The sequence below is a fragment of the Micropepsis pineolensis genome, assembly GCF_055392125.1.
Genome location: NZ_AP042408.1, coordinates 2711112 through 2737725, shown reverse-complemented (window position 1 = coordinate 2737725; position 26614 = coordinate 2711112). Strand labels below are relative to the sequence as shown.

Here is a 26614-nt window from a genome sequence, read left to right as displayed (position 1 = left end):
CGCATCAATGCAAGACGTTACGCTTAACAACGGCATCAAAATGCCGATCCTTGGGTATGGTGTTTTCCAGGTGTCCGATTTGGCGCAGTGTGAACAAAGTGTTGTTCAGGCTATCGATACGGGCTACCGCCTGATTGATACCGCCGCTTCCTATCAAAATGAAACGGCGGTTGGGCTGGGTATTAAGAAAAGCGGTATCGACCGGAAAGAGTTGTTTGTCACAACCAAGCTTTGGGTTCAGGATGCCTCGTATGAAGGTGCAAAAAAGGCCTTCCAGAGATCGCTTGATAAACTTCAGCTCGATTATCTTGATCTGTATCTGATCCACCAGCCCTATAACGACGTTTATGGCGCATGGCATGCTATGGAAGAGCTATACGAGGCAGGTAAAGTCCGTGCTATCGGCGTCAGCAATTTTCATCCTGACCGCGTGATGGATTTGATCGTTCACAACAAGATCACGCCCGCCATTAATCAGATTGAAACGCATCCCTTTAATCAACAAATTGAAACACAGGCTTTTCTGAAAGAGAACGGCATCCAGATTGAATCGTGGGGGCCGTTTGCGGAAGGCAAAAACAATATCTTCCAAAACGAGGTATTGCTGGCGCTGGCAAAGAAATATGGCAAATCGGTCGGGCAAATCATTCTGCGCTGGCTGACACAGCGTGGCGTCGTCGTCATTCCCAAAACCGTTCGTAAAGAGCGTATGGAAGAAAATCTGCACAGCCTGGATTTCACCATGGATGCGCAAGACATGGCCGCCATCGCCCCGCTCGATACCAAAACCAGCAGCTTTTTCGATCATCGCGATCCGGCCATGGTTAAATGGCTCGGAGAACGCAAAATGCCGGAATGAAAAGAGTAAATAGACTGCGGGCGTGATTAAGCATTCTGCTGCCGATATCTCTGTTATGAACGCCGCCTTATCAAAAATCATGGAGTGAGGCGCACCGTATTCGATAGAACACAAAAAACGCGTTAGCCACTATGCCTGGCTTTATCTCGTTGAAGGAGAACAATATGCAATTTGAATTTCAAAACCCAACCAAAGTCGTCTTCGGCGCAGGACAGATTTCACGTTTAGGCGAGATTGTTAGCGGTTTCGGCAAGCACGCCTTGATTGTCACTGGTGGCGGCAGTGTAAAACGCAGTGGCACATTTGATCGTGCTGTTGATAGTTTGAAGAAAGCAGGCGTTGCGGTATCTGAATGCTCCGGTGTTGAACCCAATCCCCGGATTACGTCTGTTGCCCGAGGTGCGGATATTATTCGTAAAGAACATTGTGATGTCATCATTGCTTTGGGTGGTGGCAGTACAATGGACGCATCAAAGGTAATTGCTGCGGCAGCACTTTATGATGGCGATCCGTGGAATCTCATTATGCACGGGCAGGCAAATTATGCTGCGCCAGCGAAGGCGCTTCCCTTGATTACGGTGCCAACCCTGGCGGCGACCGGTTCGGAAACCAATTGCGGCGCAGTAATCAGTAACGACGAAACGAAAGTGAAATCTTTCGTGTCCGCTTTCTGCCTGTACCCCAAAGTTGCTTTAGTTGATCCGGAGCTCACAGCCTCTGTGCCGAAAGATCAGACGGCTTATGGTGTTTGCGATCTTATCACGCATGTGACGGAAGGCTATTTCAACGGCGTCGACGGCACCCCGATTCAGGATCGTTTCGCTGAAGGTGTCATTCTTACCGCAATGGAATGGGGCCCGAAGGCAATTACCAATGGTAATGACATAGAGGCCCGTGCCCAAATTCAGTGGGCGGCACTGGTGGCGCTCAATGGTTGGGTGCAGGTCGGAACCAATTTTGCGCCGCCCGTGCATATGATCGAACATGCGCTTTCCGCCCATCACGACATTACACATGGTGCAGGGCTTGCGATTATCAACCCGTCCTGGATGCGCTTTGCCGCTAAGGCCCGACCAGAACGTTTTGCGCAATTTGCACAACGCATCTTCCAGATTCCGAGGGCCGGGAAGGATGCACTCAGCGTTGCTCTCGAAGGTATCGATAGGTTCGAAGCGTTTTTGCGGTCTATCGGCTGTCCGACACATCTGTCGGAACTTGGTATTGGTGATGAATTGTTTGCACGTTATGCCGAAGATGCCGTTTTGGTTGTGAATGACGGCAAAGGAAACCTCGCCGGACGCCCACCCATGAGCAAAGAAGACATTATCGGCGTATTGCGGTCGGCGGCCTAAACTCAAACTGATTATGAAAGAAAAATGCTATGAGTAATGTCATCGTCGTAATCGGGTCTGGTTCCATCGGTCAAGCCATTGCGCGCCGGGTTGGAATGGGCAAAAAAATTCTTCTTGCTGATTTGCGCCTGGAAAATGCGGATGTCGCGGCGACCGTGTTTAGAAATGCCGGATATGATGTCAGTACCTCTGTCGTCGACGTGTCCTCGCGCGCTTCTGTTCATACGCTTGTTGAAACAGCAACGGCGCTTGGGGACGTTTCCGGTGTTATCCATGCGGCCGGGGTCTCCCCCTCGCAAGCCTCGCCGGCGACCATTCTCAAAGTCGATCTGTACGGCACGGCCCTGGTGCTGGAAGAGTTTGGAAATGTGATCGTGCGCGGTGGCTCTGGCATCGTTATTGCCTCGCAGTCGGGCCATCGCTTGGGTGCGCTGACAGCCGAGCAGGATGCTGCGCTGGCAACGACACCAACCGAGGAATTGCTGAATATTCCTTTCCTTCAGCCGGATCAGGTTACGGATTCTCTTAACGCCTATCAGCTTTCTAAACGCGGCAATGCATTGCGTGTGAAAGCCGAGGCTGTGCGTTGGGGAAAACGGGGGGCGCGGGTTAACACTATTAGCCCCGGTATCATCATCACGCCACTTGCCAATGACGAGCTGACAGGGCCACGTGGCGAAGGGTATCGCCGCATGATTAACCTATGTCCCGTTGGACGTGCCGGAACCCCTGATGAAGTTGGCTCTCTTGGTGCACTGCTTATGGGGCCGGAAGGAACTTTTATCACGGGTAGCGACTTCCTGATGGATGGTGGCGTTACCGCTTCGTACTTTTACGGCGAACTCGCGCCGAAAAAGGACAAGTAATGGACTGGCCTGTTGCAGATGGCGATGGAGTGTCGCCATCTGCGGCAAGGCCGACCGGTATAAAACGGTATTAAATGAAAATGCGTCCGTTAGGGCGCGGTATCAGAATTTGAGCGCAGGCGGCGCAGCAGCGTTTGCCGGGTATGCGCGATCCGTGGCGTGCGCAGGGCGCTGGGGAGCCAGACCAAAGAGTAGCTGTTGGTCAGTGGTGGCGAAGTCTGCCCGATGATACCCAATCGACCTTCTGCCAGTGCCTGACCGCAAAGATAATTGGGCAGGACCGACCAGCCGGTTCCTTCCAGCAGCAGATGACGCAAAACACGCAAATCCGGGCTGGTCAGGGCCGGAGATGCCGGATGATGGGTTACGTGATTATGGCGCAGCCAGCTGTCAATGAGGGGGCGGTTGAGGCTGTATGCCAACAACGGCTCATGCATGAGCGCTTCATCTAGGGTGCCCGCGGACTGGATGCGCGCTATCACCGATGGTGCCGCTACCGCATAGACCGGCTCCTCGCGGATGACTTCGCTGTGTAGGCGGCCATCGACGACCGGATAGGCAGAAATGCCAAGATCGAAATGCCCTTCGACCAGCATCTGCTGCAACATATCACGGTCAGCAGGCTGCAGACGGATGCGCATGCCGGCCTCAATCAGCACAGGAAGGTGGCGCGCGACTTCCTCGGCAATGAAGTCTGCATGGCCGATGATGCGTATTGTGCCAGTCATTTCCGACGATCGCGCTCTGGCTTTTGCGAGTGCTTCTTCAGCCTGATCAAGCAGTGTCCCTAAATCCAGAGCCAGATCATTAGCCGCAGCCGTAGGTTGTACGCCGCGCGCCTGACGGTCGAACAGGGGGTGGCCAATGGCCACTTCCAGCCCGGCAATATGCTGGGAGACATTAGATTGCGTCAGATTCAGGCTGCGGGCCGCACCAGAGATCGACCGCAGGCGATAAACCTCGACAAATGTTCGGAGCCGGATAAGTGACATGTGGTATCCATCATATTTTTGATGGCAGAGTTCAAGAGCTTTGTGTGTGGGGACGCCAAAAGGGGGCTATCACTGAGGCCAAGAAACAACCCCCTGGACTTTAGAGAACGTAAATGTTGACAAAAATACTATACAAAACCTCGGCCATTTCCTATGGTGGCCGCGATGGCCGTACCCGTACCACCGATGGCGCGCTCAGCGTCTGGCTGGACCTTCCGGTCGAGCTTGGTGGGCGCGGGCATGGCAATAACCCGGAACAGTTATTTGCTGCGGGGTATGCCGCCTGTTTTCTGTCAGCCATGAAGACGGTGGCCCCGTCGGTTGCCGTAAAGGTGCCTGCCGAGGCCAACGTTACCGCCACCGTGGGGATTGGCCCCCGGGCTGAAGGTGGCTTTGGCCTGGCGATCGACCTTCGCATTGAATTACCCGGTGTGGATCGTGCCGAAGGGCAGCGCCTGATCGAAGCCGCCCATGCTGCGTGTCCATATTCCAATGCTGTTCGTGGCAACGTTGATGTTGTCCTGACCCAGGCCTGAGATCGGAGACCGATGATGACCGACAATGCTATCTATAAAGATCTGCAGTGTATTCTACACGGTATGAAAAATGCGCATCTGGCGAAGCCGGTTGCCGATGCCGCCCTGCGCCGCGATCGGCTGGAACGTGCCGCGCACCTGATCACGGACAATTCTGCCGATTTTGCTAAAGCCATCAGTGCCGACTTTGGCAATCGTGCAGTGTATCATTCCCTGACGGCCGATATTGCAACAACTGCGGCAGGTCTGCGCTATAGCGCAGCGCATGTCGCCGACTGGATGCAGCGCGAGGTCGTCGAAACGCCGGACCCTGCTATGTCGGCATGGATCGAGCCGCAGCCCATGGGCGTGGTTGGCATTATCAGCCCGTGGAATTTTCCGATAAATCTGGCATTTGCGCCGCTGGCTGGCGTCTTTGCCGCAGGCAATACGGCATTAATCAAACCTTCGGAATTCACGCCCCGTACATCTGAGTTGATGGCCCTTCTCGTCGGAGATTTGTTTGATGCCGAAGAGTTGGGCGTGGTGATCGGCGGGCCGGATGTGGCACAAGCCTTCTCGTCTTTGCCGTTCGACCATCTTGTATTTACCGGCAGTTCTGCGGTTGGTCGCCATGTGATGCGTGCGGCCGCGGAAAATCTGGTGCCGGTTACGCTGGAGCTGGGCGGTAAGTGCCCGGTTGTGATCGAGAGCGGTTTCGACATCGCAACGGCCGCGGATCGCGTATTGACGGTCAAGACCTTCAATGCCGGGCAAATCTGTATTTCTCCTGATTATGTCATGTTGCAGGATGATGCGGTTGAAGGCTTCGTGGCTTCTGCGAAAAGCTTTATGGCAAAGGCATTCCCCACCATTCAGGCTAATGACGATTACACATCGGTTGTAACCCAGCGCCATTTTGAACGGCTGGTTGGGTTGATTGCCGATGCCGAGGCAAAGGGTGCCCGGGTCGTTACGCTCAATCCTGCGGGGGAACCGCCCTATGATGCTGCGACACGTAAAATCGCGCCCGTGTTACTGCTCGGGGTAAGCGATGATATGCGGGTTATGCAGGAGGAGATTTTTGGCCCCCTGTTGCCTGTTAAAACTGTGGCCAGCATTGAAGACGCCATTGCGCACATCAATGCCCATGATCGCCCTCTGGCCGCCTATTTGTTCAGTAATACAGCTAAGACCCAGCAGCATTTTGCAGCCCGGGTGACATCTGGCGCGCTGGTGATCAACGATGTCATGACGCACGCCAGTATCGAAACCCTTCCGTTTGGTGGTGTGGGGGCATCGGGCATTGGTGCCTATCATGGTGTTCATGGCTTCCGGCGGTTCAGTCACTTCCGCCCAACGGTACTTCAGTCGGCTGAAGGGGCCAGTGGTCTTCGTCTTCGTGCCCCCTATGCCGACAAGCAAGCTGCATTAGAAGCAATGCTGAGCCGGAAAAACTAAAATACAGTTCTTAAATCCCTCTCCCCTCATGTCCGTGCTTGTTATCGCGGACCGACAAAAAGGTAATCAACGATGAAAATTCTGATGGTGATGACAAGCCATGACGCGCTGGGTAATACAGGCAAAAAGACTGGCTTCTGGCTCGAGGAATTTGCAGCCCCGTACTATACGTTTCTCGACGCGGGGGCCGAGATAACAGTGGCATCGCCTGCCGGTGGTCAGCCGCCGCTCGACCCCAAAAGCGATCTGCCGGATTTCCAGACCGCACTGACCCATCGCTTCAAGGCGGATCCGGCAGCGCAAAAGGTGCTGGCCAACACGGTGAAGCTTGACACCGTGCGGCAGGAAGATTTCGACACGGTATTTTATCCCGGCGGTCATGGCCCCTTGTGGGATCTGGCCGAAAGCCCGGTGTCAATCCGGCTGATCGAAAGCTTCGAGCGTGCCGGTAAGCCGATTGGTTTTGTCTGCCATGCGCCGGGCGTGCTGAAGAATGTCAAGGCTGCCAATGGCGATCCCATCGTAAAGGGGCGCACGGTCACCGGTTTTACCAATGGTGAAGAAGCCGCCGTCGAGCTGACGGATGTCGTGCCCTTCCTGATCGAGGACACGTTTATTGCGCAGGGCGCCGACTATCGTAAAGGCCCGGATTGGGCACCGTTCGTCGTGGAAGATGGCAAGCTGATTACGGGGCAGAACCCGGCCAGCAGTGAAGGTGTTGCCAAGGTGCTGATCGGATTGATCGCGTAATGCCATAGGGGCCGGGCAGAGATTTCTGTCCGGCCCCTTGCAGGTTTGGTTGCATGCCATAAGCCTAATCGTGAGGAATTCTGGTAATTGCGATTAGGCGGTCCGTTTTCAGGTTCCTTTGCCCGGCTGTTTTGCGTCGTAATATCCGCCCAGAGCCCGGACCAGATCGGTGGCCAGTTTGAGCTGTTGGCTATGCAGATCGAGCAGGCTGCGCTGGGCATCCAGGGCGGCGGTTTGGGCTGTCACCACTTCCAGATAGCTGGCCGCGCCGTCGTGATAGCGGGTCAAAGCCAGATCGCTGGCCCGGTTCGCGGCATCGGCTGCGGTATGCTGATGGCTTTCCTGATCGGTCAGGTGACGGGCGGTGGCCAGATCATCCTCCACCTCGCGGAAGGCGGTCAGCACCGTCTGGCGATAATTGGCCACGGCCAGATCATATTCGGCATGGCTGCGGTCGAGGTTGGCACTGTTGGCGCCATTGTCGAACAAGGGCAGGGCTGCTGCGGCCGGACCAATCGACCAGTAGCGGTTATCACTGGCAAACAGGTTGCTGGCCGTCGACTGATAGCCCCCGGTCAGCCCCAGAATAATGCGGGGGAAAAACGCCGCTCGCGCCACGCCAATCTGAGCGTTGGCCGACGCAACCCGGTGCTCTGCCGCAGCGATATCCGGCCGGCGCTCCAAAAGGGCCGAGGGAACATCAACCGGAATACGTGGCGGCAGCAGCGCGGCATCCGATGGGGCCAGACTGAAACGCGATGGCACCATGCCGAGCAGGATCGCAATGGCGTGTTCATCATTGGCGCGCAACGCGGTAACCTGATCAAGTTCGACCTTGGCACTGGCCAGCAGGTTGAGGGCGCGGCTGACATCAATCTCCGAAGCGATACCACCGTCATGGCGCGCGGTGGTCAGATCATAGGCCCGCTGATAGGCCGCAACGGTTTGGCGTAGCAGCGTCAGACGGGTATCCAGACCGCGTAAATCGAAATAGACCGTGGCGAGCTGGGCCTGCAAGCCCAGACGCACGGCATCGTAATCCGATTTGGCCGCGTCGGCACTGGCGTCACTGGCCCGTACCGAATTGCGGATGCTGCCGAACAGATCCAGCTCATAGGTCAGCGACGGGCCAACCGAGTAATTGTTATAGGTTACCGCTTCCCCCGTCGTCAGCGGGCGCGATTTCGAAACGGTGCTGCGTTCAACGCTGCCCCCGGCACTGACCCAGGGCAGCAGATCGGCGCGGCTGCGCCCGGCAATGGCGGCGGCTTCGGCATAGCGCGCCGCGGCGGCGGCAAGGCTGGGATTATCGCTGTCGATACGGTCTTGCAGCGCGTTGAGCGTTGCGTCGCCGAAAATCTCCCACCATTTGCCGGTCGGGGGCACTTTGCTGCCCGCCGGTTGCCAGACATCGTCTTCCTTGTAGCCCGCACCGACGTCGACCGCCGGGCGGTGGTAATCCGGTGCCAGCGAGCACCCCGTCAGCAGCAACAGGGCAATGAAGACGGCTTTATTTCTTTGCCGCATGGACCTGCTCCCCGGCTGAATGCACGACGCGCACCGCATCGCCGGTTTGCAACGATTCCGGCGGGCTGTCGATCACGACGTCTTTGACCGTCAGGCCATCGTTGATTTCGACCACTTTGCCAAGATCCCGGCCGATTTTGATCGTGCGCAGAATGGCCCGGTTATCGCGGCCCAACAGGGCAACCTGCGTACCGCGTTCGCTGATGACCAGTGCGCTGGGCGGCAGGGTGACACTGCCTTTGACCGCTTGCAGCGGGAAATTCGCTTGCGCATAGGAACCGGGCCGCAAGGCATGTTCGTGATTGTCGGCCTGCAATTCGACCAGCAAGGTGCCCGATGCCGGGTCCACCGCATCCGCCGTGCGGGTGACTGTGGCGGGGAAGGTCCGGCTGGGATATTCCGGCAAAGTCAGATTGACCACGGTGCCGACATGAACCTGGGCCGAATAGGCCTGCGGCACGCGGACATAGGCGCGGATGCGGCTGACATCGGAAACCGTGAACAGCGGCGAGGTCGTGGCATTGTCGGCATTGATCAGGGCGCCGACCTGCACCGAACGCGTTGTTATGGTGCCATCAAAGGGGGCCACGATGCGGGTGTAACCGGCCATGGTCCTCAGCCGGTCCATATTGGCGCGGGCGGCATTGGCCACGGCGGTTTTGGCCGCCAGATCGCCGAGCTTCTCATCGGCTTCCTGTTTGGAAACCGCATCCTTTGCCAGCATGGTCGTCCAGCGTTTGGCGGTGGTTTGAGCCAGAAGCTGATTGGCCCGGGCGGTTTGATAATCCGCCTCGGCGGCGGCCAGTTGCTGCTGTACTTCCGGCGCATCCAGCAGTGCCAGCGTCTGGCCGCTGCGAACATTATCGCCGATATCCACCAGCCACTGCTTCACATAGCCGGACGTGCGGGCATAGATCGGCGCGCTGTTCAGGGCCTGCAGGCTGGCCGGCAAGGTCAGCAGGCCACCGGCGGCCGATGCCGCAGGATGGATGGTCGAGACATTCGGGGTCGCCTGATCCTGCGTCCATGCTGCCAGCCGGTATTGATTATACAGGCGCGTGGAAATGCCAGCCACCACGACACACAGGACAATGATAATCGCAATCGCTTTGCGCCGCTTCGGCCAAACTGTTCGGAAGTTCAGCATTTTATTCCTCTATTTCGATCTGTTTAAAGCGCGCCGGAGTATCGTGCCGATGAACGAAGCTGAAGACGGCAGGAACGAAAACCAGTGTCGCAAAGGTTGCTACAAGAAGTCCGCCGATCACGGCGCGGCCCAGTGGTGCGTTTTGCTCACCCCCTTCACCGAGGCCCAAGGCCATGGGCAGCATACCGATGATCATCGCCAGCGCCGTCATCAGCACCGGGCGGAAGCGGATAACCCCGGCTTCCAGCGCTGCCTTGGTGGCGTCGCCCAGCTCGGCCAGACGTTCGCGGGCAAAGCTGACCACCAGGATCGAGTTGGATGTCGCAACACCCATACACATGATGGCGCCGATCAGGGCCGGGACCGATAGCGTGGTTCCGGTGGTGAACAGCATCCAGGTGATGCCTGCCAGTGCGCCGGGCAGTGCGGTGATGATGACGAAGGGATCGAGCCAGCTCTGGAAGTTGACGACGATCAGGAAGTAGATCAGCACCACGGCACCGATCAGCCCCAGACCAAGCCCGATAAAGGCGGTGTTCATGGTGGCGTACTGACCACGCAAGGTGACGGTGGTGCCTTTGGGGGCCTGGGCTTTGAGATCGCGCAGGACGTGATTGATGTCACCGGCCACGGCCCCCAGATCGCGATCGCTGATCGTGGCGTAAATATCGGTGACCGGCGTGATGTTGTAATGCGAAACCACGGCCGGGGTGTTGCTGTGGCTGATGGTGCTGACGCCACCCAGAACCTGCAGGGTGTTGTTGGTGGTGCCGGTGACCGGGATGCTGGTCAACGCCGCCATGCTGCCGACCCGGTATTCCGGCGTCTGCGCGACGATCGGGTAGGAAACACCATTTTGCGGGTTGAGGAAGAAGACCGGTGCCGTCTGCGAGGAACCGGCCAGAATGTTGGACACGCTGGAGGTAACGTCGCGTTCGGTCAGACCAATCTGGCCGATGTGGCTGCGGTCGACGTCGATATTGAGCTGCGGATAATGCAGCGATTGCTGAATGCGGCCATCGACCAGCCCGGTGATGCCATTGATCCGGCGCAGGATCTTGTGAGCATAGGCATCGTTACTCTTCATGTTGGGTCCGACAACCTCGATCGTGATCGGTGCGGGCGAGCCAAAGTTCAGGATCTGGCTGGTGATGTCGGCCGGCAGGAAAGCGAACTGCGTGCCGGGGAAGGCTTTGGGCAGTTCCTCGCGCAGTTTGCGAACATAGTCGGCGGTCGGTTTGTGGTCCGAGGAAAGCTGAATGAGAAAATCGCCGTCCTGTGGGCCGATGGTGCCGGAATTGTTGTAGACCGAGTTGATGATACTGACCGGCAAACCGATATTGTCGACGATGGATACCAGTTCCTTGGGGGGAATGATTTGCTTGATGCGCTGCGAGATGCGGCCAAATTCGGCCGAGGTCTGTTCAACCCGCGATCCGACCGGGGCCCGCACGTGAATAGATATCGAGCCGGCATCGACTGCCGGAAAGAAGTTTTCGCCCAGGAACGGCAGCAACAGGAAGGACAACAGGATCACAGTCATAAAGCCGATCATGAAGCGTTTCGGGGCGGCCAGAACCGTTTCCAGAAAGGTGCCATAGATCGTGCGGATACGCTCGAACAGGCCCGAGAATTTTTTCTGGAATTGCTGCAGGGGGGCGATGATGGAACCGAATCTTCCGGTGCCGGGCGGAGCTGAGATGCTGTGCGTCAGATGATGTGGTTTGAGCAGATACATCGCCATGGTCGGCACCAGGGTGCGCGACAGGACGAACGAAGCGATCATGGCGAACACCACCGACAGCGCCAGCGGTACGAACAGGAAGCCGGAGACGCCCGGTAAAAAGAACATCGGCACAAAGACGATGCAGATGCACAGTAGCGAGACGAAGGCCGGGGTAACAATCTGGCGGGCACCATCCATGATGGCGCTGAGCACCGGCTTGCCCTGTTCCAGATGCCAGTTGATGTTTTCAATCGTCACCGTGGCATCGTCAACCAGAATACCTACGGCCAGGCTGAGACCGCCCAGCGTCATGATGTTGAGGGTGTTGCCGGTTAGCGACAGCCCCATCACCGCCGCCAGAATGGCCAGCGGGATCGAGGTGGCGATAATGGCCGTCGAACGCCACGATCCGAGAAAGAGCAGGATCATCAGCGAGGTTAAGGCCGCTGCGGTGATGCCTTCGTTGATAACGCCCTTAATGGCGGCTTTGACGAACAGCGACTGATCGCCGATCGGAACGATTTTTAAAGAATCCGGCAGGGTCTGCTGAATCTTCGGCAAGCTGTCTTTAATGCCCTGAACGATCGAAAGTGTCGATGTCGCGCCGATCTTCAGGATGGTCATGATAACCGAACGGCTGCCATCGACATGCACGACATTGGTCTGCGGGGCGGGGCCGTCACGCACATGTGCCACATCGCGCATATAGATCGTGGCGCCGTTCACAACCTTGACCGGGAAGTTGTTGATATCTTCGACGGTGGACGGTGCGTTGTTGAGGTGTACCGCATACTGATATTCGCCGATTTTGACGAAACCAGCTGGTGTGATCTGGGTCTGCGCTGCGATGGCGTTACCGACATCCTGAGCGGATAACCCTTTCGACTGCAGGGCTTGCGGGTCGAGGTCGACCTGTATCTGGCGTGAGCTGCCGCCGTAAGGCGAGGGAATGGCGGCGCCGGGAACCGTCACCAGGGTTGGCCGGATCTGGTTCATGCCCATATCGAACATCTGGCCTTCGGTCAGGCCCTTGCCCGAAAGCGCAAGCTGTAAGATTGGCACGGTCGATGCGCTATAGTTCAGGATCAGCGGGGGCTGTGTGCCGCTGGGCAGCTGGCGTAACATGGTCTGCGAAACCGATGTGACCTGGGATGTCGCGGTGGGAATGTCGGCGCCGGGCTGGAAATAGATTTTGACGATACCAATGCCCTGTAACGACTGACTTTCAATGTGGTCGATGTCATTGACCGTACTGGTCAGGGCGCGTTCGTAGGGGGTGATGATCCGTCCGGCCATTTCGTCCGGCGGCAGGCCGGTATAGGTCCAGGCAATCGCGATCACCGGCACCTTGATGTCAGGAAAAATATCGACCGGGGTGCGGATGGCGGATAACACGCCGAGAATTGTGATCAGAATGGCCATGACGATAAACGTCAGCGGCTTGGTCAGGGCTATTCGTACAAGACGGATCAACGCAAACACTCCACATGGCCCATGCGAACGGCGTGGGTCGTTTCATATATTCAGACGGAACTGGGGCGACGGTTTTGTGCTTATCTTTGCCGCATTGGTCTCTGCGTGGTTTTCATCGTCAAGATGCATGCGTTTATTTGGGGCCGCAGCATCCGGCGTCTGGCAATCAAAATATACGACAGCCTTTTGGGGCTGTATGTTTTCCTGCCAACAGGTCTATGCTGTGCACTGCATAGCATGAGAATGCATGGCAGAGTGCTCTCTAGCAGAGGGTGAAGCGAGAAATTAGATGGCAAAACCCGCATGCACTTATGAGGAGCCCTCATAAGTGTGGGGTGGATGTGGCTGGCGTGGGTTGGCCATTCAGGCGCCGTTTGCCACGAAAAATTGATGAGGCAGGCTCACTACTCCATGCATTTCTTATGGATAATTGCTACTGTGTAACTCCGTTAGAATTTAAAATGTTTGAGTTGCCCCTGGCTATATCGGTGTCGCTTCATCATCGCGTCGCACACATAGGGACGTTTTCTGGGCTGGTGAGAAATCAATGCAGAACCAGATCTGCTTCATTGCGAAAATTAGGGTGGTCACATGAAAAAGCACATTTCACGGCGTAGTTTCATTCAGAAGGGCGCGGTTGCCGCGGGCGCTGTGGCGGCTGGGGAATTGCCCGGTATAGACCATGCTGTTGGTGCACCTCGGGAAAAGGCTCCGGTATATTTTACCAAGGATATTAGTGTTGCCGGATTGCTGAAAGCCTATGCCAAGGTCAATCAGGGTATGACGGGTAAAATCGGCATCAAACTCAGCACCGGGGAGCCGCACGGGCCGAATTTGCTGCCGATTTCACTGATCAAAGGCTTTCAGGCCCATGTGCCGAACAGCAATATTGTGGAATGCAATGTGCTGTATCGCAGTCCGCGTCAGCATACCGACACACATATCGAAACGTTGAAGGTCAACGGGTTCGATTTCTGCCCGGTCGATATCATGGATGCGGATGGTGATGTGTCGCTGCCGGTTCCGGGTATGCAGGCATTTCTGGATAAATACGCCGATCCGTCATTGAAGGTGCGTCCCTATACACCGGGGCGGCATTTGACCGAAGTGGCGGTTGGCAAGCATATGATGGATTATAATTCTCTGCTGGTTTACACCCACTTTAAGGGCCATGCGATGGCTGGTTTCGGCGGTTCGCTGAAAAATATCGCGATTGGTTGTGCCTCCGGCCAGGTTGGTAAGCGCCAGATCCACGGTGATAAATGGGAAACCGGGGCACCGTTTTTGGAACGCATGGTGGAATGCGGCAAGGCCATCACCGCACATTTCGGAACGCACATCACCTATATTAATGTGCTGAAAAATCTTTCGGTCGATTGTGACTGTGATGCCCATGGTGTACCGCCGACAGCCAAAGATATCGGTATTCTGGCTTCGACCGATATTCTGGCGATTGATAAGGCTTCGGTGGATTTTATGTATGCTCTGCCACCGCCCGAGCGCCATGATATTGTCGAGCGGATTGAAACCCGTACCGGACTGCGCCAGATCGAATATATGAAGTCGTTAGGTCTGGGTAATGATCAATATGAGCTGATCAATATCTGATACGGTACTGCGGCGGCAGCGTAGTACTGCCGCCGCCAGCCTCCATAGCGTGCGGTTATGCGGGGATGGATTTTTGGAACAATTTTCAGTGCAGGCTCAGATGTTTGTTCATACCCCTACGGTTTTCAGTCTACTTGCAGTCAGCTTTCCGCTAGGTATGGTTCATGCCTTTGATCCCGACCATGTGCTCGCTGTTGCCACACTGACGGGGCGGCAAGATCGCCCCAGTCATGCGCTATCCTATGCGGCACACTGGGCCATTGGTCATGGCGGTCTGTTGCTTCTGATCACCATTGCGGCCTTGGGCTTTCACTGGGTGTTGCCACAAAGCATTCCCTATTGGGCTGAACGCAGTGTCGGCATCATCCTGATTCTGACGGGCTGCTCAGTGTTATGGAATATTCGCAAGGAACGTAGTCCATCGCAAGGCTGGCACAGTCATGGTGATGGCTGGCATGGTGATGGCTGGCACCACCATGATGTCCCTGGTTCTGCCCGGCGTCCGTTTTTTCGGGCCCCGCTTTTGATTGGCATTGTGCACGGGACGGCAGGAAGTGCAGTGTTTCTGGCATTAATTCCGGCAATTTTTTTAAGCCCGGCTATGGGTGTTATATATGTGGTGATTTTTTCGCTGGGCGTTCTTGCCGGAATGCTGTGTTTTGCCGCCATCCTTCGGCGCGGGCAGGGCTGGATCAGTCAGAAAATACGGCGTCTCGGGTATGCCTTTCGTGGTACGCTGGCGGTCGTGGCCATGTGTGTCGGCGTATTCTGGATTGTGAGCTGAAATGTTCCGACTTGGTCTTTTCGGCGGTAAGTTCAATCCGGTGCATCTTGGCCACCTGATCGCGGCACAAGCCGCGGCGGAGGCGCTTTCGCTCGACCGGCTGATTTTCGTGCCGGTGGGTGCGCCATTGCTGAAAGACTGTCCGGAGCTGATCGATGGTCGTCAGCGGGTGGATATGTTGCGCCATGCGTTGTCGGGCGCGCCACAATACCAGGTTAGTGATGTCGAGATTGCGCGCACGGGAAAATCGACGACGATCGATACCGTACGTTCCTTTCGCCAGGAATATCCCGGTGCGGAAATAACTTTTTTACTCGGCTCCGACATTGTCGGCCGGTTGCACCTGTGGCAGGGCATCGGTGATCTGCGTCAGATGTGCCGTTTTGCTGTACTGGTTCGTGCCGGGCAAGATCAGTCAGGTGTTGAACCTGATATTCAACGGATAGCGGTGCCAGCTATCGACATTTCTTCCTCTTTGATCCGGGCGCGAAGCTTAAAAGGCTTGGCGATTGATTTCATGACACCTCCAGATGTTGCCGAATACATCGCCACCAATGAACTTTATACACTTGGCACCTTGCAGAAAAATCTTGAAGCCAGGCTTGCCGAAATCGGGCCTCGCGTGGTGTGCTGCTCTGGCGGGGTGGATTCTCTGCTGCTGGCTACACTTGCCCATCGTGCCGCCCCGGCGGATACCATCATCGCTCACGCGGTCAGCCCGGCGGTGCCGCAGGCCGCGACCGAACGCGTCAAAGCCGTGGCTTCGCAAGAAGGCTGGCAGTTGACCCTGGTGACGAGTAACGAGTTTAAGGACGAGCGCTATCTCGCCAATCCGGTCAACCGTTGCTATTTCTGCAAATCCAATCTGTATGGCACGCTGAAGTCTATTGCGGCGGCAATGCCTGACGGGGCGGTGATGTTGTCGGGTGCCAATCAGGATGATCTCGGCGATTATCGCCCCGGTCTGAAGGCTGCGGCCGAATATCATGTGCGCCACCCCTTCGTTGAGGTGGGAATCGACAAAGCGGCGATACGGGCCATCGCCGCCAGTTTGGGTTTGGCTTTTGCTGATCTGCCGGCCGCGCCATGCCTGGCTAGCCGGGTGTACACCGGCACGCGGGTGACGGCGGAACGTATGCGGGCCATTGAACTGGCCGAAGAGGCGCTGCGTCAGGAAACCGGCGCTCGTGTGCTGCGCTGCCGGGTAAAAGAAAACCATATGATCGTCGAAATGCAGCAGGACGAAGGTCATCTTGCCACAGCGGCGCTATTGGCGGAGGTGCTGCATCAGGCGCAGACCGCGGAGCCGGGCATTATCGATATTGCGCTGGACCCTAAAGCGTACCAGCCCGGTCGCGCCTTCGTAGGAAATAAGCATGACCACCATTTATGATTATGACCGCACCGAACGGATCGGTATGCCGGAAGCGGTGCTGTGTGAAAGCAAGGACGATAAAAGTCTGGAGCGGCTTCTGGTCGAACTGCGTAATAAATCCGCAGATCCGGTTTTGCTGACCAGATTATATCCGCCGCAGTTCTCCGCTATTTCTCCCGCAATCACCGCGGGGCTGGATTATGATGCGGTTTCCGGCACAGCCTATCTCAACGGTGTCATGGCGCCTCGCCCCGGTCGGGTTGCCGTTGTCTGCGCCGGAACATCGGATCTGTCGGTTGCAACCGAGGCGGTCCGCACCCTGCATTTTATGGGCGTGCAGCAGGGTTTGTTCTGCGATGTCGGGGTGGCGGGGCTGCATCGTCTGCTCGAACGGATCGACGATATTCGTCACTATGACGTTATTGTGGCCGTTGCCGGGATGGATGCGGCGCTGGCCTCGGTTATCGGCGGATTGGCGGGCAGCCCTATTATCGCGGTGCCGACCTCGGTGGGCTACGGCGTTGCAACCGGGGGGCAAACCGCCCTGCATGCCATGCTGGCCAGTTGTGCCCAGGGCGTGGCGGTGACCAATATCGACAATGGTTTCGGCGCGGCCTGCGCTGCTGTGCGTATACTGAATATGGCGGTAAAATTCGGACAAAGGGATAAAATATGAGTGGTCTTTCTGTTGTCGTGCGCACCCCGTCCGGCTTAAGTGGCGATATGCTGCTGACCGGTCTTTCGCGTCTGGCCGATGTGTCGGATGCGGAGCTCAATGCCTTGATCGATGCCATTGGGGTTCCGGCGCTGGCAAATTCGCTTCATATCCTGCCCCATGCTGTGCATCATGTTTCCGGCTGGCAGGCCCGGGTTGATCTGCCGCACGAACATCACCACCGCAGCTACAAAACCATTGCTGAGATTATTCAGAACAGCGCCCTACAACCGGCGGCCAAAGTGCTCGCGGCAGGGGCTTTTGCTATTCTTGCCGCCGCGGAATCCCGTGTGCACAATATTGCGGTTGATGATGTGCATTTTCATGAGGTCGGGGCCCTCGACAGTATTCTGGACATTTGTCTGGCCTCTGCACTGCTCACCAAGCTGTCGCCGGTGAATTTCTATTGCAGTCCGCTGCCGATTTGTGATGGCACAATTGCCTGCGCCCATGGCAGGCTGGCCAGCCCAGCCCCGGCAGTGCTGGAAATGTTACCTCAGGTTCCGGTGTATGGGGTGGAAGCCGAAGGGGAAACCGTAACGCCGACGGCGATCGCATTTTTAAAGGCCGCCAATGCGCAATTCGGCAAGTGGCCGCAATGCACTATTGTCAGGCAGGCGCGGGCGTATGGCGGGAAAGTGTTTCAGAATTTGCCTAATGGAGCGTTGTTTTTTGCGGTTGAAGAGTGACGCGTTCACGATCTGGTGTGCGCATGCGTACGGCTGGTTATAACGCCCATAACTCGTGCTTTTAGACCATAACGTCTGCCCCCCTCGGGGGGAAATCCAAGGGCGGGGAAAGCTGCTTCGTCATAATATACTGTTTTGCGTGATTATTCTTGATCGCGGCTCAGGCGCAGTAAATCTCATAGAGTGTTTCAAGCAGCTTGCGCGCCGGTTCGCTGGCGATGGAATACCAGATGGTCTGGCCTTGCCTGCGGGTGGTGACCAGCCCGTCTTTACGCAGCAGGGCAAGGTGTTGTGATACCGTCGGGCCGTTGACGGCAAGGCTTTCGCTGATCTGGCCGACCGAGCATTCACCTTCCACCAGCAGGCACAGGATCATCAGCCGGTTACGGCTGGCCAGCGCCTTGAGCAGCGTTTCGGCTTGCGCCGCCCTTTTTTCCATCTCGACAGGCTTTATCTTCATACTTGCGAATGTACGAATATATTGGTAGCGTGCAAGTCCTAAATCGTGGGTGCCTGTCCGTTTGTGCCGCTGCGGCACAATCTCGTGCGGGCGATGAAAGGTCAGCCAGGCATGAAAATCGTCATCATTGGTGGTGTTGCCGGTGGGGCTACGGCGGCGGCGCGGTTGCGGCGCAACGCCGAAACGGCCGAGATTATTCTGGTCGAGCGCGGCCCCTATATCAGCTTTGCCAATTGCGGGCTGCCCTATCATGTTTCAGGCACCATCCCGGCGCGGGAAAATCTGCTGGTCGCATCCGAGGAGATGTTCCGTGCCCGTTACGCTGTCGATGTCCGCAGCCAGACCGAGGCGGTGTCGATTGATCGCGCCGCCAAGACCGTGCGGCTGAAGAATCTGATCACCGGGGCGGTGACGGACGAATCCTATGACCGGCTGCTGCTGTCACCGGGGGCGGCTCCGCTGCGCCCGCCGCTGCCGGGCATTGAATCCCCGCGGATCTTCACCTTACGCAACATCCCGGATCTGGATCGCATCATGGCGCATCTGGGCGGGCAGCCGATGCGGCGCGTGGTGGTGATCGGCGGTGGTTTTATCGGTATCGAGATGGCCGAAAATCTGCACGCACGCGGTATCGCCACCACCATTATCGAGGGCGCGCCCCAGATCCTGGCCCCCTTTGACGGTGATATGGCGGCCATTGCCCATGCCCATCTCAAAGACAAGCAGGTGGAACTCTATCTCGGCGACAAGATTGCCGCGTTCGAGGATGTGGGCCGCCACAGCATTGTGGTGCTGGCCAGCGGTCGGCGCATTGCGGCCGATATGGTGGTGCTGGCCATTGGCGTGCGCCCGGAAACCGCGCTGGCGCGCGAGGCCGGGCTGGAGCTGGGCGCAACTGGCGGCATCAAGGTCAATGCCTATCTGCAAACCAGTGATCCGGATATCTATGCCGTGGGCGATGCGGTCGAGGTGACACAGAGCATCAGCCAGCGTGCCGCACTGATCCCGCTGGCGGGACCGGCCAACCGGCAGGGGCGGCTTGCCGCCGACAATATCTGCGCTGCCACAGACGGTGATCGCAAAGCCTATCCGGGCACGCTGGGCACCGCGATCCTCAAGGTGTTTGATCTTGCTGCGGCCAGTACGGGTCTCAACGAGCGGCAATTGCTGGCGGCGGGGATTCCCTATCACGCCACCATCACGCACAGTGGTTCGCATGCCGGGTATTACCCCGGCAGCAGTCAGATCAGCCTCAAACTACTCTATGCCCCGGACGGGCGCATTCTGGGGGCGCAGGCCGTGGGCGCGGATGGGGTGGACAAGCGCATTGATGTGATTGCCACGGCCATTCAGGGCGGGCTTTCGGCGGCCGATCTGGCCGATCTGGAACTGGCCTATGCGCCACCCTTTGGTTCGGCCAAGGACCCGGTCAATATCGCAGGTTATGTCGCGGGTAATGTGCTGGCGGGAACACACAAGGTGGTCGGCTGGCAGGTGCTGCAGGGTCTGCTCGCGACGGGCACTGACGTGCAGTTGATTGATGTGCGCACGGCGGCAGAGTTTTCCATCGCCACCATTGCGGGGGCACGTAATATCCCGCTCGATCAGTTGCGCGGTCGGCTTGATGAAATCGATCATAGCCGCCCGGTGGTGCTGTTCTGTCAGGTTGGCATGCGTGGCTATCTGGCCCAGCGTATTTTGCTGCAATCGGGTTTCAGTGATGTGCGCAATCTGACCGGCGGCTATAAAAGCTATGCCTGGGCGACAGGACCGCAGGATAACCCCGATATTTTCGACTATGAAAGCTGCAAGCCCGGCGCGGTTTCGGTTGCTGCCACTGTGGCAACGCAGTCCGATGGCTGCCAGACATTAGATGCCACCGGGCTGCAATGCCCCGGCCCGATCCTCAAAACCTTTCAGGCAATGCAGGCTATGGCCCCCGGTGAAAGTTTGCAGGTTACGGCTAGCGATCCGGCCTTTGGCCGCGATGTGCGGGCCTGGGCGCAAAAGACCGGGCATGATGTGCTGTCTGTGGAAGCCACGGGCGGGAAAATAACCGCGGTTCTGCGTAAAGGGGGCACGGTTTCATCGTGCGTGGCGGTCAATCCCGGCCATAAGACGGACCGCTTCACCATGGTGGTGTTTTCCGGCGATCTCGACAAGGTGATGGCGGCTCTGATCATCGCCAGCGGCGCCATGGCCATGGGCAAAAAGGTCAGTCTGTTCTTTACCTTCTGGGGGCTGAATGTGCTGCGTCGCGCCGCAGCCCCAAGGGTGAAGAAATCGCTGATCGAATGGGCTTTTGGTTTCCTGCTGCCCCGGGGTGCGGCACGGCTCAATTCCCTGTCTAAGATGAATTTTGCCGGGCTGGGGGCCCCGCTGATGAAGCATGTCATGGCGGGCAAACATGTCGATACCCCGGCAGATCTGCTGGCCGGGCTGATCGCGGGCGGGACCGAGATCATTGCCTGTCAGATGTCGATGGAGGTGATGGGCTTTACCCCATCCGAATTGATCGACGGTGTTGAAAGTGGCGGGGTTGCCGCGTTTCTGGCCAATGCGGAAGAATCCGGCACCACATTGTTCATCTGATACAGCTGGGGCAACGAGCGTAAATGCCGTGACGGTTTTGCGTGTCGGTTGCGACAAAACAAAGAATGAAAGCCATCGGTGATCCGCATGTGAAAGGCGGCCGCGCGGGGTGTTTTTTCTGCGGACTGGGCCGTTATGACCGTGGGGTGACGACTTCTTTCAGCATGTCGAAACCTGCCAGCACGTCAAGGTTGTTTGGGTTCATAAGGTACTGAATGGCTATGCCGAAGCTGGTGCCAAGAATGGTACTCGCCAGCGTGGCGGGGGAGTAGGGCAGGTTGTTCAGGCTTGTTGTGTGTTCCTCACCGATATTTTTCCGGGCAACGTCTGTTACCTGTTCAAGAAATTCGTTCATGTCGTCTTTGAACGAATCTGACCACATAGCCAGATTGAAGAAGTCCAGAAAAGATCGGTAAAGCGCCGTATTCTCTACCAGCAGCGAACGGTTGTAGTCGATCAGAAAGGCGATCTTTTCGCTTACCGTGCCATATTTTTTAATATTGGCATCGACATAAGCCACATAGTCCTGGCTCATGAAGCGCAGGACCTCGGAGAACAGTGTCTCTCTGTTTTTAAAATAATAATTGAGCTGACTGAGGGCTACACCGGCTTCGTCCGCGATGTCGCGCAAACTTACGGCCGCGCATCCCTGACTGGAAATACACCGAAACGCGGCGGCGAGAATTTTCTGCGGTGTTTCCTTCATCGTGCCAGCAATACTCCATTTTTTATATCTTATGGCCTGATACCCATAGCAAGGCAAAGGGGGAGGATTATTTTTTCTCCGGCGGTCTGGCGTTGCTAAGTGCGCGGGCAAAATGCCGGTACTCGATCACAAAAGGGGAAAACTGTGTCCCAGGGTCACGCGCGATGGAATCGTCGATGGCGGCCATGGCGGCGCGGCGGCAAAGCGCCTCCAGTTCGGCACCGCTCATGCCATCTGTGGCGTGGGCAAATTCGGCCAGATTTATGCCTTGACCAAGCTGACGCCCCCGACAGTGCACCATTAGGATTTTATGCCGGGTCTTTTCGTCCGGCAGCGGGAGAGCGATAACATAGTCGAACCGCCCTGGGCGCAAGATTGCCTTGTCGATCAGGTCTGGTCGGTTGGTTGCCGCCAGAACGGTGACAGCGTTGCGCGTTTCTTTATTGTCCATTTCCAGCAGCAGTTGACCAAGCATGCGTTCATTGATGCCGGAGTCCCCTCCGCTGCTGCCGCGCGACGGCGCAAGGGCATCGATCTCGTCAAAGAATATGATGGTTGGCGCAGATTGTCGGGCTTTTTTGAACACATCCCGGATCCCGCGCTCTGACTCGCCAACCCATTTTGACAGCAGCTCAGGCCCCTTGATTGAAATCAGATTGATGCCACTTTCTCTGGCGATGGCTTTGGCGATTAGGGTTTTGCCGGTGCCTGAGGCTCCGGTGAGCAAGATACCTTTCGGCGCATGTGCCCGGACATGTTCGAAGCGATCGGCATATTTCAGCGGCCACTCGACGGCTTCGCGCAAGATTTGCTTGACGTCTTCCAGCCCACCGATGTCATCCCAGTGCACATCGGCGATATCTGTGGTGAGTTGACGCGTGGTGGAGAGTTCCACTTCGTTCAGCGCGTGTTCGAAGTGCACTTTGCCAACACGGATGTCGGCGAGAACATCTGCGGCGAGATCGGGTGATATTTCACCATAGCGCTGCCGCATGCCCCGGGCGCAAACCATTGCCGCTTCGCGGCACAGCGCAGCGAGGTCGGCACCAAGATAGCCCGGCGTCAGTGCAGCGATTTTTGCCAGATCAACATCATTCGCCAGCGGCATTGTATGGGTGTGAATACGCAGAATTTCTTCGCGTCCCGCTTTGTCGGGCGGATTGATGGCAATCTCGCGGTCAAGGCGGCCGGGGCGGCGCAGGGCGGGATCGACACTGTTGGGCAGATTGGTGGCGGCGATGACGACGATCTGGCCGCGGGCGTTCAGGCCGTCCATCAGGGCGAGTAATTGGGCGACAACCCGTTTTTCAACATCACCCAGCACGGTTTCTCGGTTCGGCGCCAGGGCGTCAATTTCATCGAAGAAAATGATTGAGGCAGGATGTTTCTGCGCCTCGGCAAAAATACCGCGGAGCATCTCTTCGGATTCGCCGTAATGCTTCTGGATGATCTCGGGACCGTTGACGTTGATGAAATAGGCCCCGGTTTCATAGGCGACCGCACGTGCGATCAGTGTTTTGCCCGAACCCGGCGGACCGTAGAGCAGAACGCCTTTGGGCGGGGCGATACCGAGATGGGTAAAAATCCACGGACTGCGCAACGGCAGCTCTACCATTTCGCGGATACGGGCGACTTCAGAGGTTAAGCCGCCGATATCGTCATAGGATACCGCCAGCCGGCGGGGCGGTGGGGTGTCCGCCGGCTGACGATGATGGAACCAGTTTGAAATGCGGGCCCATGCACTGCGCTGACCTGCCGTGGGCAGCTCATCCGGCATCGGTGTTCGGGGGCATTCCATGACCATGGTGGGGCTCGTTTGGGTTAGCGATACTGGCTGCTGCTGATGGCTTGGCCCAGGCCTGGTGCCGCCGGGATTTTTACCCGTTTGATATCCTGTGCCATGTAGGGGCCAATGATTGCCGTGAACAGGCCGTAGGAGATGAAGGCGACGTGAAAGGCCCAGTATCCGTTGATGGCGAACGGGCCGGTTTTAAAATAGGGCAGGAAGGTCAACGGCAGAAACGATAAGCCGGAGAACAGCGCCAGACACGCCGCCCATTTGGGCATCAGTGCGGGCTTCTGTTTGTCGGTCATAACCAGCACGAAAAGCGCGGATACTTCGACGGTCGTGACCATGTAGGTCATGTCGTAGACGTACCAGGCCATGAAATGGACCGCCTTGATCAGATGCGGATCGGCAGCGCCTGCGTTTTCCGCGCACCAGACCCACAGCGCCGGGCAGAATATCAGTACCCAGCCGGTCAGCAGGCCGCCGCAAAGCTGGATCAGCGACAGGATTGGTGTTTGTTCGCGCCGCCACATCTGGACTGTCAGCTGGCAGGCCCAGATCAGGTAAAGAATGCCGAATGCCGTCGACAGTGCCTGGCCCAGCATGATGCTGCTACGGTATTTCAGATAAAAATTGTCGACGAGTTCCTGCGCCGAGAATGTTGGGTCGGGCGGCGGATAGTTATGTCCGAGCACCACCCAGCTTATCCCGTATAGAACCACAAAGGCCGGGCCGCACCAGGCGCAAAACAATTGAATTTTTCTACTGACTGCGTCGTTCATGATGACATCCTGAGGTTGGTGTTTCTGGACGTAACTATTTGGTTTTAGACGTAAATTACCGCTTATAGAAGTGTCCGTGGATGTGTAGATCGGACGTCCGTACTAAAATATACTGTCGGTATTGCAGCCTGTCAACATTACCCACGCTGCGGGTATTTTTCGGATGCTGTTGGTCTTTTGAAAAGGTGGCGCCCGGCTTTCACGCAGCTGTGTTGCACAAGGTGGCGGCGGGGTGTTTTTTCCCTGGTCCGTGGCGCTATGATGCGCCGCCGAATATCAGGCAAGCCTTCGAGGAAACCTTATGCGTCTTTATCCCTTTGCTTTGTCCGCCGTGTTGCTGGCTGGCACCGTCCCCGTCTGGGCCGAAGCGCCGGCAGCTGCCAGCGCCGCGCCCGCCACGCTGCTCTACACCAGCTTTCAGGACCATGCCGTGTTGCAGCGGGCCCGCCCGCTTCCTTTGTGGGGCCAGACTAAGCCGGGGGCCAAGGTCACGGTGACGCTGGATGGTCACAGCGCCAGCGCCAAGGCAGACAAGACCGGAAAATGGAAGGCGACGCTGCCTGCGATGACCGCGGGCGGGCCCTATACGGTGACCGCGAAAAGCAGCGACGGCACGGTGCAGACCCTCAGCGATATCATGATCGGTGATGTGTTCCTGTGCTCAGGCCAGTCGAACATGGAAATGCCGGTCAGTGTAGCATCGAATTACAATTCCGATATCTGGGGTGCCACCAACAGCAACATTCGTCTGTTCCATGTGCAGCGTTTCCCCAGCGCCACCCCGCGCGAAACCTTTGGTGCTGATGCCAAATGGGATGTCACCAGCCCGAAGTCGGTCACCGATTTTTCCGCCACCTGCTATAATTTTGGCAAGAATTTGCAGCCCGCCATCGGCGTGCCGGTCGGGTTGATCGAAGATGCCTGGGGTGGTTCGGTCATTCAGGCCTGGATCAGTGGCGAGGCCTTACACAAACTGGGCAATTATGATGCTGACCTTGATCTGTTGAAGCTGTATGCCGCATCGCCTGATGCCGCGAAGAAAAAATGGGCGGAGCGTGTGGCGGCGTGGATCATGGCGCGCGATCCGGCGGCACAGGGGCAAGATGCCTGGTTCAAGCCCGGTTTTGATGACAGCGGCTGGGACAAAATCACCATCACCGGCACCTGGCGGGTGTGGAATGTGCCCCGGATGGTTACCTTCAATGGTGCGGTGTGGCTGCGTCAGGAAGTGACGCTGACCGCCGAACAGGCGCGGGCCGCAACCCTGTCGCTGGGGGCGATCGACACCACCGATGTTGCCTGGGTCAATGGCGTATCGGTCGGCGCGGGGCAGGGCTATGATGTGGCGCGCAATTACGATGTGCCCGCAGGCGTTCTGCATGCTGGTAAGAATGTTATCACCCTCTGCGTGGTCGGCGGTGCTGGCGTGCTGTCGCGCGGCGATCAGATGGCACTGAAATACGCCGACGGTTCTGCGGTGACGCTGGGCGCGTCGTGGCACTACAAAAGTTCGGTTACCATGGAGCACTTGGGTGCCGCCCCCGGAATGCCGTGGCTCAATCAGTTTGGTGTCAGCGATCTTTATAACGGGATGATCCGCCCGCTGCATAACACCCCGCTGCGCGGCATCATCTGGTATCAGGGTGAATCCAATTCCGGCGCGGCAGCCGAATATGCCCGCCAGCTGCCTGCGTTGATCGCCGATTGGCGCCACCAGCTTGATGCCGAGACGCCTTTCGTGGTGGTGCAGTTGCCCAACTATGGCACCTACAAGGTCGATGCCGGTCCGTCCGATTGGGCCGACATGCGCGAGGCGCAGCGCAAAAGCGTGGCCGAAACCCAAAAATCCGCTCTGGTGGTAACGATCGATCTGGGGCAGGTCGATAACATTCATCCCACCAATAAGCAGGAACTGGGGCGCCGCGTGGCGCTAACGGTGCAGAAGCTGGTCTATGGTCAGGATGTGGCAGACAGCGGCCCGGTCCCCGCCCGCCTGACCCGGAGTGGTGATGTGCTGACACTAAGCTATAGCCATGTCGAAAAGGGCTTGCTGGCCTATGCTGCCCAGCGTCCGCTCGGATTCCAGCTCTGCGATGTGGCCAGTGCCTGCCGCTATGTCGATGCGGTGCAGAAGGGCGATACGGTCGAAATCGCAGTTCCGGCAGGGTTTTCCGCCGTAACGCTGCGCTATGGCTGGGCCGACAGCCCCATCGTTAATCTGTATAACGGGGCTGGTCTGCCCGCGGCACCGTTCACGATGGCGGTTCCCGCAAAATAAATCGGGAAAATAAGGCCTGTTTGTGTGTGTGCACGCCCCGCTATTTCCCAATGGCGGGGCGTGTTTTTTACCCAATTTGATTTAGATCAAGGAAAGAATTCTTAAAATCCGCGGGGATGGTGGTTGCCTTTGGGTGATTCATTCTCCGCCGCGATTTTCGGCACCTTA

General features: G+C 57.3%; 21 protein-coding genes. 13 read left to right on the top strand and 8 right to left on the bottom strand.

Going from position 1 to position 26614, the window contains the following annotated elements:
* Positions 1-7 precede the first annotated feature (7 nt).
* The 3 genes from ACZ5RI_RS12150 (at position 8) to ACZ5RI_RS12140 (ending at position 3077) form a co-directional block, all read left to right on the top strand.
* Positions 8-859 (top strand): aldo/keto reductase, encoded by an 852-nt coding sequence (locus ACZ5RI_RS12150; protein ID WP_464513480.1) that lies wholly within the window; start codon positions 8-10, stop codon positions 857-859.
* Positions 860-1023: 164 nt separating this feature from the next.
* Positions 1024-2211, top strand: a complete 1188-nt coding sequence (locus ACZ5RI_RS12145; RefSeq protein WP_464513479.1) for an iron-containing alcohol dehydrogenase — start codon at positions 1024-1026, stop codon at positions 2209-2211.
* 29 nt (positions 2212-2240) lie between these two features.
* Positions 2241-3077 carry an SDR family oxidoreductase gene (locus ACZ5RI_RS12140; RefSeq protein WP_464513478.1) on the top strand — a complete coding sequence of 279 codons (837 nt, stop codon included), beginning with the start codon at positions 2241-2243 and terminating at the stop codon, positions 3075-3077.
* An 89-nt stretch (positions 3078-3166) separates the two neighbouring features.
* Here ACZ5RI_RS12140 and ACZ5RI_RS12135 read toward each other — a convergent pair whose 3' ends face one another.
* Entirely contained in the window at positions 3167-4069 is a 903-nt protein-coding gene (locus ACZ5RI_RS12135) for a LysR family transcriptional regulator (RefSeq protein ID WP_464513477.1), read from the bottom strand.
* 113 nt (positions 4070-4182) lie between these two features.
* On the opposite strand from ACZ5RI_RS12135, the gene ACZ5RI_RS12130 reads away from it, so the two are divergent.
* From ACZ5RI_RS12130 to ACZ5RI_RS12120, 3 genes are all read left to right on the top strand, one after another.
* Positions 4183-4605 (top strand): organic hydroperoxide resistance protein, encoded by a 423-nt coding sequence (locus ACZ5RI_RS12130; RefSeq protein WP_464513476.1) that lies wholly within the window; start codon positions 4183-4185, stop codon positions 4603-4605.
* 15 nt (positions 4606-4620) lie between these two features.
* Positions 4621-6045, top strand: coding sequence for a coniferyl aldehyde dehydrogenase (locus tag ACZ5RI_RS12125; protein WP_464513475.1), 1425 nt, complete (start codon positions 4621-4623; stop codon positions 6043-6045).
* A gap of 72 nt (positions 6046-6117) precedes the next feature.
* Positions 6118-6795, top strand: a complete 678-nt coding sequence (locus tag ACZ5RI_RS12120) for a type 1 glutamine amidotransferase domain-containing protein (RefSeq protein WP_464513474.1) — start codon at positions 6118-6120, stop codon at positions 6793-6795.
* A 108-nt stretch (positions 6796-6903) separates the two neighbouring features.
* Here the strand turns inward: ACZ5RI_RS12120 and ACZ5RI_RS12115 are convergent, their stop codons facing one another.
* The 3 genes from ACZ5RI_RS12115 to ACZ5RI_RS12105 are packed head-to-tail and all read right to left on the bottom strand — an operon-like array spanning position 6904 to position 12668.
* Positions 6904-8322 carry an efflux transporter outer membrane subunit gene (locus ACZ5RI_RS12115; RefSeq protein WP_464513473.1) on the bottom strand — a complete coding sequence of 473 codons (1419 nt, stop codon included), beginning with the start codon at positions 8320-8322 and terminating at the stop codon, positions 6904-6906.
* Positions 8306-9469 carry an efflux RND transporter periplasmic adaptor subunit gene (locus ACZ5RI_RS12110; RefSeq protein WP_464513472.1) on the bottom strand — a complete coding sequence of 388 codons (1164 nt, stop codon included), beginning with the start codon at positions 9467-9469 and terminating at the stop codon, positions 8306-8308. The genes ACZ5RI_RS12115 and ACZ5RI_RS12110 overlap by 17 nt, the downstream gene beginning before the upstream one ends.
* A 1-nt stretch (position 9470) precedes the next feature.
* Positions 9471-12668, bottom strand: a complete 3198-nt coding sequence (locus ACZ5RI_RS12105; protein ID WP_464513471.1) for an efflux RND transporter permease subunit — start codon at positions 12666-12668, stop codon at positions 9471-9473.
* Between the two features lie 591 nt (positions 12669-13259).
* Between ACZ5RI_RS12105 and ACZ5RI_RS12100 the strand changes: the two genes are divergently transcribed.
* The 5 genes from ACZ5RI_RS12100 (at position 13260) to larC (ending at position 17839) form a co-directional block, all read left to right on the top strand.
* Positions 13260-14276, top strand: a complete 1017-nt coding sequence (locus ACZ5RI_RS12100; RefSeq protein ID WP_464513470.1) for a DUF362 domain-containing protein — start codon at positions 13260-13262, stop codon at positions 14274-14276.
* A gap of 100 nt (positions 14277-14376) precedes the next feature.
* A complete protein-coding gene (locus ACZ5RI_RS12095) occupies positions 14377-15060 on the top strand; it encodes a hypothetical protein (RefSeq protein WP_464513469.1) in 684 nt (227 codons plus the stop codon).
* Position 15061: 1 nt separating this feature from the next.
* Positions 15062-16453, top strand: a complete 1392-nt coding sequence (gene larE, locus ACZ5RI_RS12090; RefSeq protein WP_464513468.1) for an ATP-dependent sacrificial sulfur transferase LarE — start codon at positions 15062-15064, stop codon at positions 16451-16453.
* Positions 16437-17111 carry a nickel pincer cofactor biosynthesis protein LarB gene (gene larB / locus ACZ5RI_RS12085; RefSeq protein ID WP_464513467.1) on the top strand — a complete coding sequence of 225 codons (675 nt, stop codon included), beginning with the start codon at positions 16437-16439 and terminating at the stop codon, positions 17109-17111. Before larE ends, larB begins: the two co-directional genes overlap by 17 nt.
* A complete protein-coding gene (gene larC, locus ACZ5RI_RS12080; protein ID WP_464513466.1) occupies positions 17108-17839 on the top strand; it encodes a nickel pincer cofactor biosynthesis protein LarC in 732 nt (243 codons plus the stop codon). The genes larB and larC overlap by 4 nt, the downstream gene beginning before the upstream one ends.
* Positions 17840-17999: 160 nt before the next feature.
* Here the strand turns inward: larC and ACZ5RI_RS12075 are convergent, their stop codons facing one another.
* A complete protein-coding gene (locus ACZ5RI_RS12075) occupies positions 18000-18299 on the bottom strand; it encodes an ArsR/SmtB family transcription factor (protein WP_464513465.1) in 300 nt (99 codons plus the stop codon).
* 111 nt (positions 18300-18410) lie between these two features.
* Between ACZ5RI_RS12075 and ACZ5RI_RS12070 the strand changes: the two genes are divergently transcribed.
* Complete coding sequence (locus tag ACZ5RI_RS12070) at positions 18411-20891, top strand: FAD-dependent oxidoreductase (protein WP_464513464.1); 2481 nt, start codon at positions 18411-18413, stop codon at positions 20889-20891.
* 133 nt (positions 20892-21024) lie between these two features.
* Here the strand turns inward: ACZ5RI_RS12070 and ACZ5RI_RS12065 are convergent, their stop codons facing one another.
* The 3 genes from ACZ5RI_RS12065 to ACZ5RI_RS12055 all read right to left on the bottom strand — a co-directional run bounded on the left by ACZ5RI_RS12065 (position 21025) and on the right by ACZ5RI_RS12055 (position 24168).
* Complete coding sequence (locus tag ACZ5RI_RS12065) at positions 21025-21597, bottom strand: TetR/AcrR family transcriptional regulator (protein ID WP_464513463.1); 573 nt, start codon at positions 21595-21597, stop codon at positions 21025-21027.
* A gap of 67 nt (positions 21598-21664) precedes the next feature.
* On the bottom strand, positions 21665-23374 hold the full coding sequence (locus ACZ5RI_RS12060) for an AAA family ATPase (RefSeq protein ID WP_464513462.1): 1710 nt from the start codon (positions 23372-23374) through the stop codon (positions 21665-21667).
* A 44-nt stretch (positions 23375-23418) separates the two neighbouring features.
* On the bottom strand, positions 23419-24168 hold the full coding sequence (locus ACZ5RI_RS12055; protein ID WP_464513461.1) for a hypothetical protein: 750 nt from the start codon (positions 24166-24168) through the stop codon (positions 23419-23421).
* A gap of 301 nt (positions 24169-24469) precedes the next feature.
* Here ACZ5RI_RS12055 and ACZ5RI_RS12050 point away from each other — a divergent pair, with 301 nt between their 5' ends.
* On the top strand, positions 24470-26446 hold the full coding sequence (locus ACZ5RI_RS12050) for a sialate O-acetylesterase (RefSeq protein ID WP_464513460.1): 1977 nt from the start codon (positions 24470-24472) through the stop codon (positions 26444-26446).
* Positions 26447-26614: the final 168 nt, after the last annotated feature.

Coding starts and splice junctions, on each gene's coding strand:
- ACZ5RI_RS12135 (WP_464513477.1), bottom strand. CDS start 4,069: ATGTCACTTATCCGGCTCCGAACATTTGTCGAGGTTTATCGCCTGCGG.
- ACZ5RI_RS12065 (WP_464513463.1), bottom strand. CDS start 21,597: ATGAAGGAAACACCGCAGAAAATTCTCGCCGCCGCGTTTCGGTGTATT.
- ACZ5RI_RS12140 (WP_464513478.1), top strand. CDS start 2,241: ATGAGTAATGTCATCGTCGTAATCGGGTCTGGTTCCATCGGTCAAGCC.
- ACZ5RI_RS12120 (WP_464513474.1), top strand. CDS start 6,118: ATGAAAATTCTGATGGTGATGACAAGCCATGACGCGCTGGGTAATACA.
- larE (WP_464513468.1), top strand. CDS start 15,062: ATGTTCCGACTTGGTCTTTTCGGCGGTAAGTTCAATCCGGTGCATCTT.
- ACZ5RI_RS12060 (WP_464513462.1), bottom strand. CDS start 23,374: ATGCCGGATGAGCTGCCCACGGCAGGTCAGCGCAGTGCATGGGCCCGC.
- ACZ5RI_RS12075 (WP_464513465.1), bottom strand. CDS start 18,299: ATGAAGATAAAGCCTGTCGAGATGGAAAAAAGGGCGGCGCAAGCCGAA.
- ACZ5RI_RS12130 (WP_464513476.1), top strand. CDS start 4,183: ATGTTGACAAAAATACTATACAAAACCTCGGCCATTTCCTATGGTGGC.
- larB (WP_464513467.1), top strand. CDS start 16,437: ATGACCACCATTTATGATTATGACCGCACCGAACGGATCGGTATGCCG.
- ACZ5RI_RS12100 (WP_464513470.1), top strand. CDS start 13,260: ATGAAAAAGCACATTTCACGGCGTAGTTTCATTCAGAAGGGCGCGGTT.
- ACZ5RI_RS12150 (WP_464513480.1), top strand. CDS start 8: ATGCAAGACGTTACGCTTAACAACGGCATCAAAATGCCGATCCTTGGG.
- ACZ5RI_RS12125 (WP_464513475.1), top strand. CDS start 4,621: ATGACCGACAATGCTATCTATAAAGATCTGCAGTGTATTCTACACGGT.
- ACZ5RI_RS12050 (WP_464513460.1), top strand. CDS start 24,470: ATGCGTCTTTATCCCTTTGCTTTGTCCGCCGTGTTGCTGGCTGGCACC.
- ACZ5RI_RS12095 (WP_464513469.1), top strand. CDS start 14,377: ATGTTTGTTCATACCCCTACGGTTTTCAGTCTACTTGCAGTCAGCTTT.
- ACZ5RI_RS12055 (WP_464513461.1), bottom strand. CDS start 24,168: ATGAACGACGCAGTCAGTAGAAAAATTCAATTGTTTTGCGCCTGGTGC.
- ACZ5RI_RS12070 (WP_464513464.1), top strand. CDS start 18,411: ATGAAAATCGTCATCATTGGTGGTGTTGCCGGTGGGGCTACGGCGGCG.
- ACZ5RI_RS12110 (WP_464513472.1), bottom strand. CDS start 9,469: ATGCTGAACTTCCGAACAGTTTGGCCGAAGCGGCGCAAAGCGATTGCG.
- larC (WP_464513466.1), top strand. CDS start 17,108: ATGAGTGGTCTTTCTGTTGTCGTGCGCACCCCGTCCGGCTTAAGTGGC.
- ACZ5RI_RS12145 (WP_464513479.1), top strand. CDS start 1,024: ATGCAATTTGAATTTCAAAACCCAACCAAAGTCGTCTTCGGCGCAGGA.
- ACZ5RI_RS12115 (WP_464513473.1), bottom strand. CDS start 8,322: ATGCGGCAAAGAAATAAAGCCGTCTTCATTGCCCTGTTGCTGCTGACG.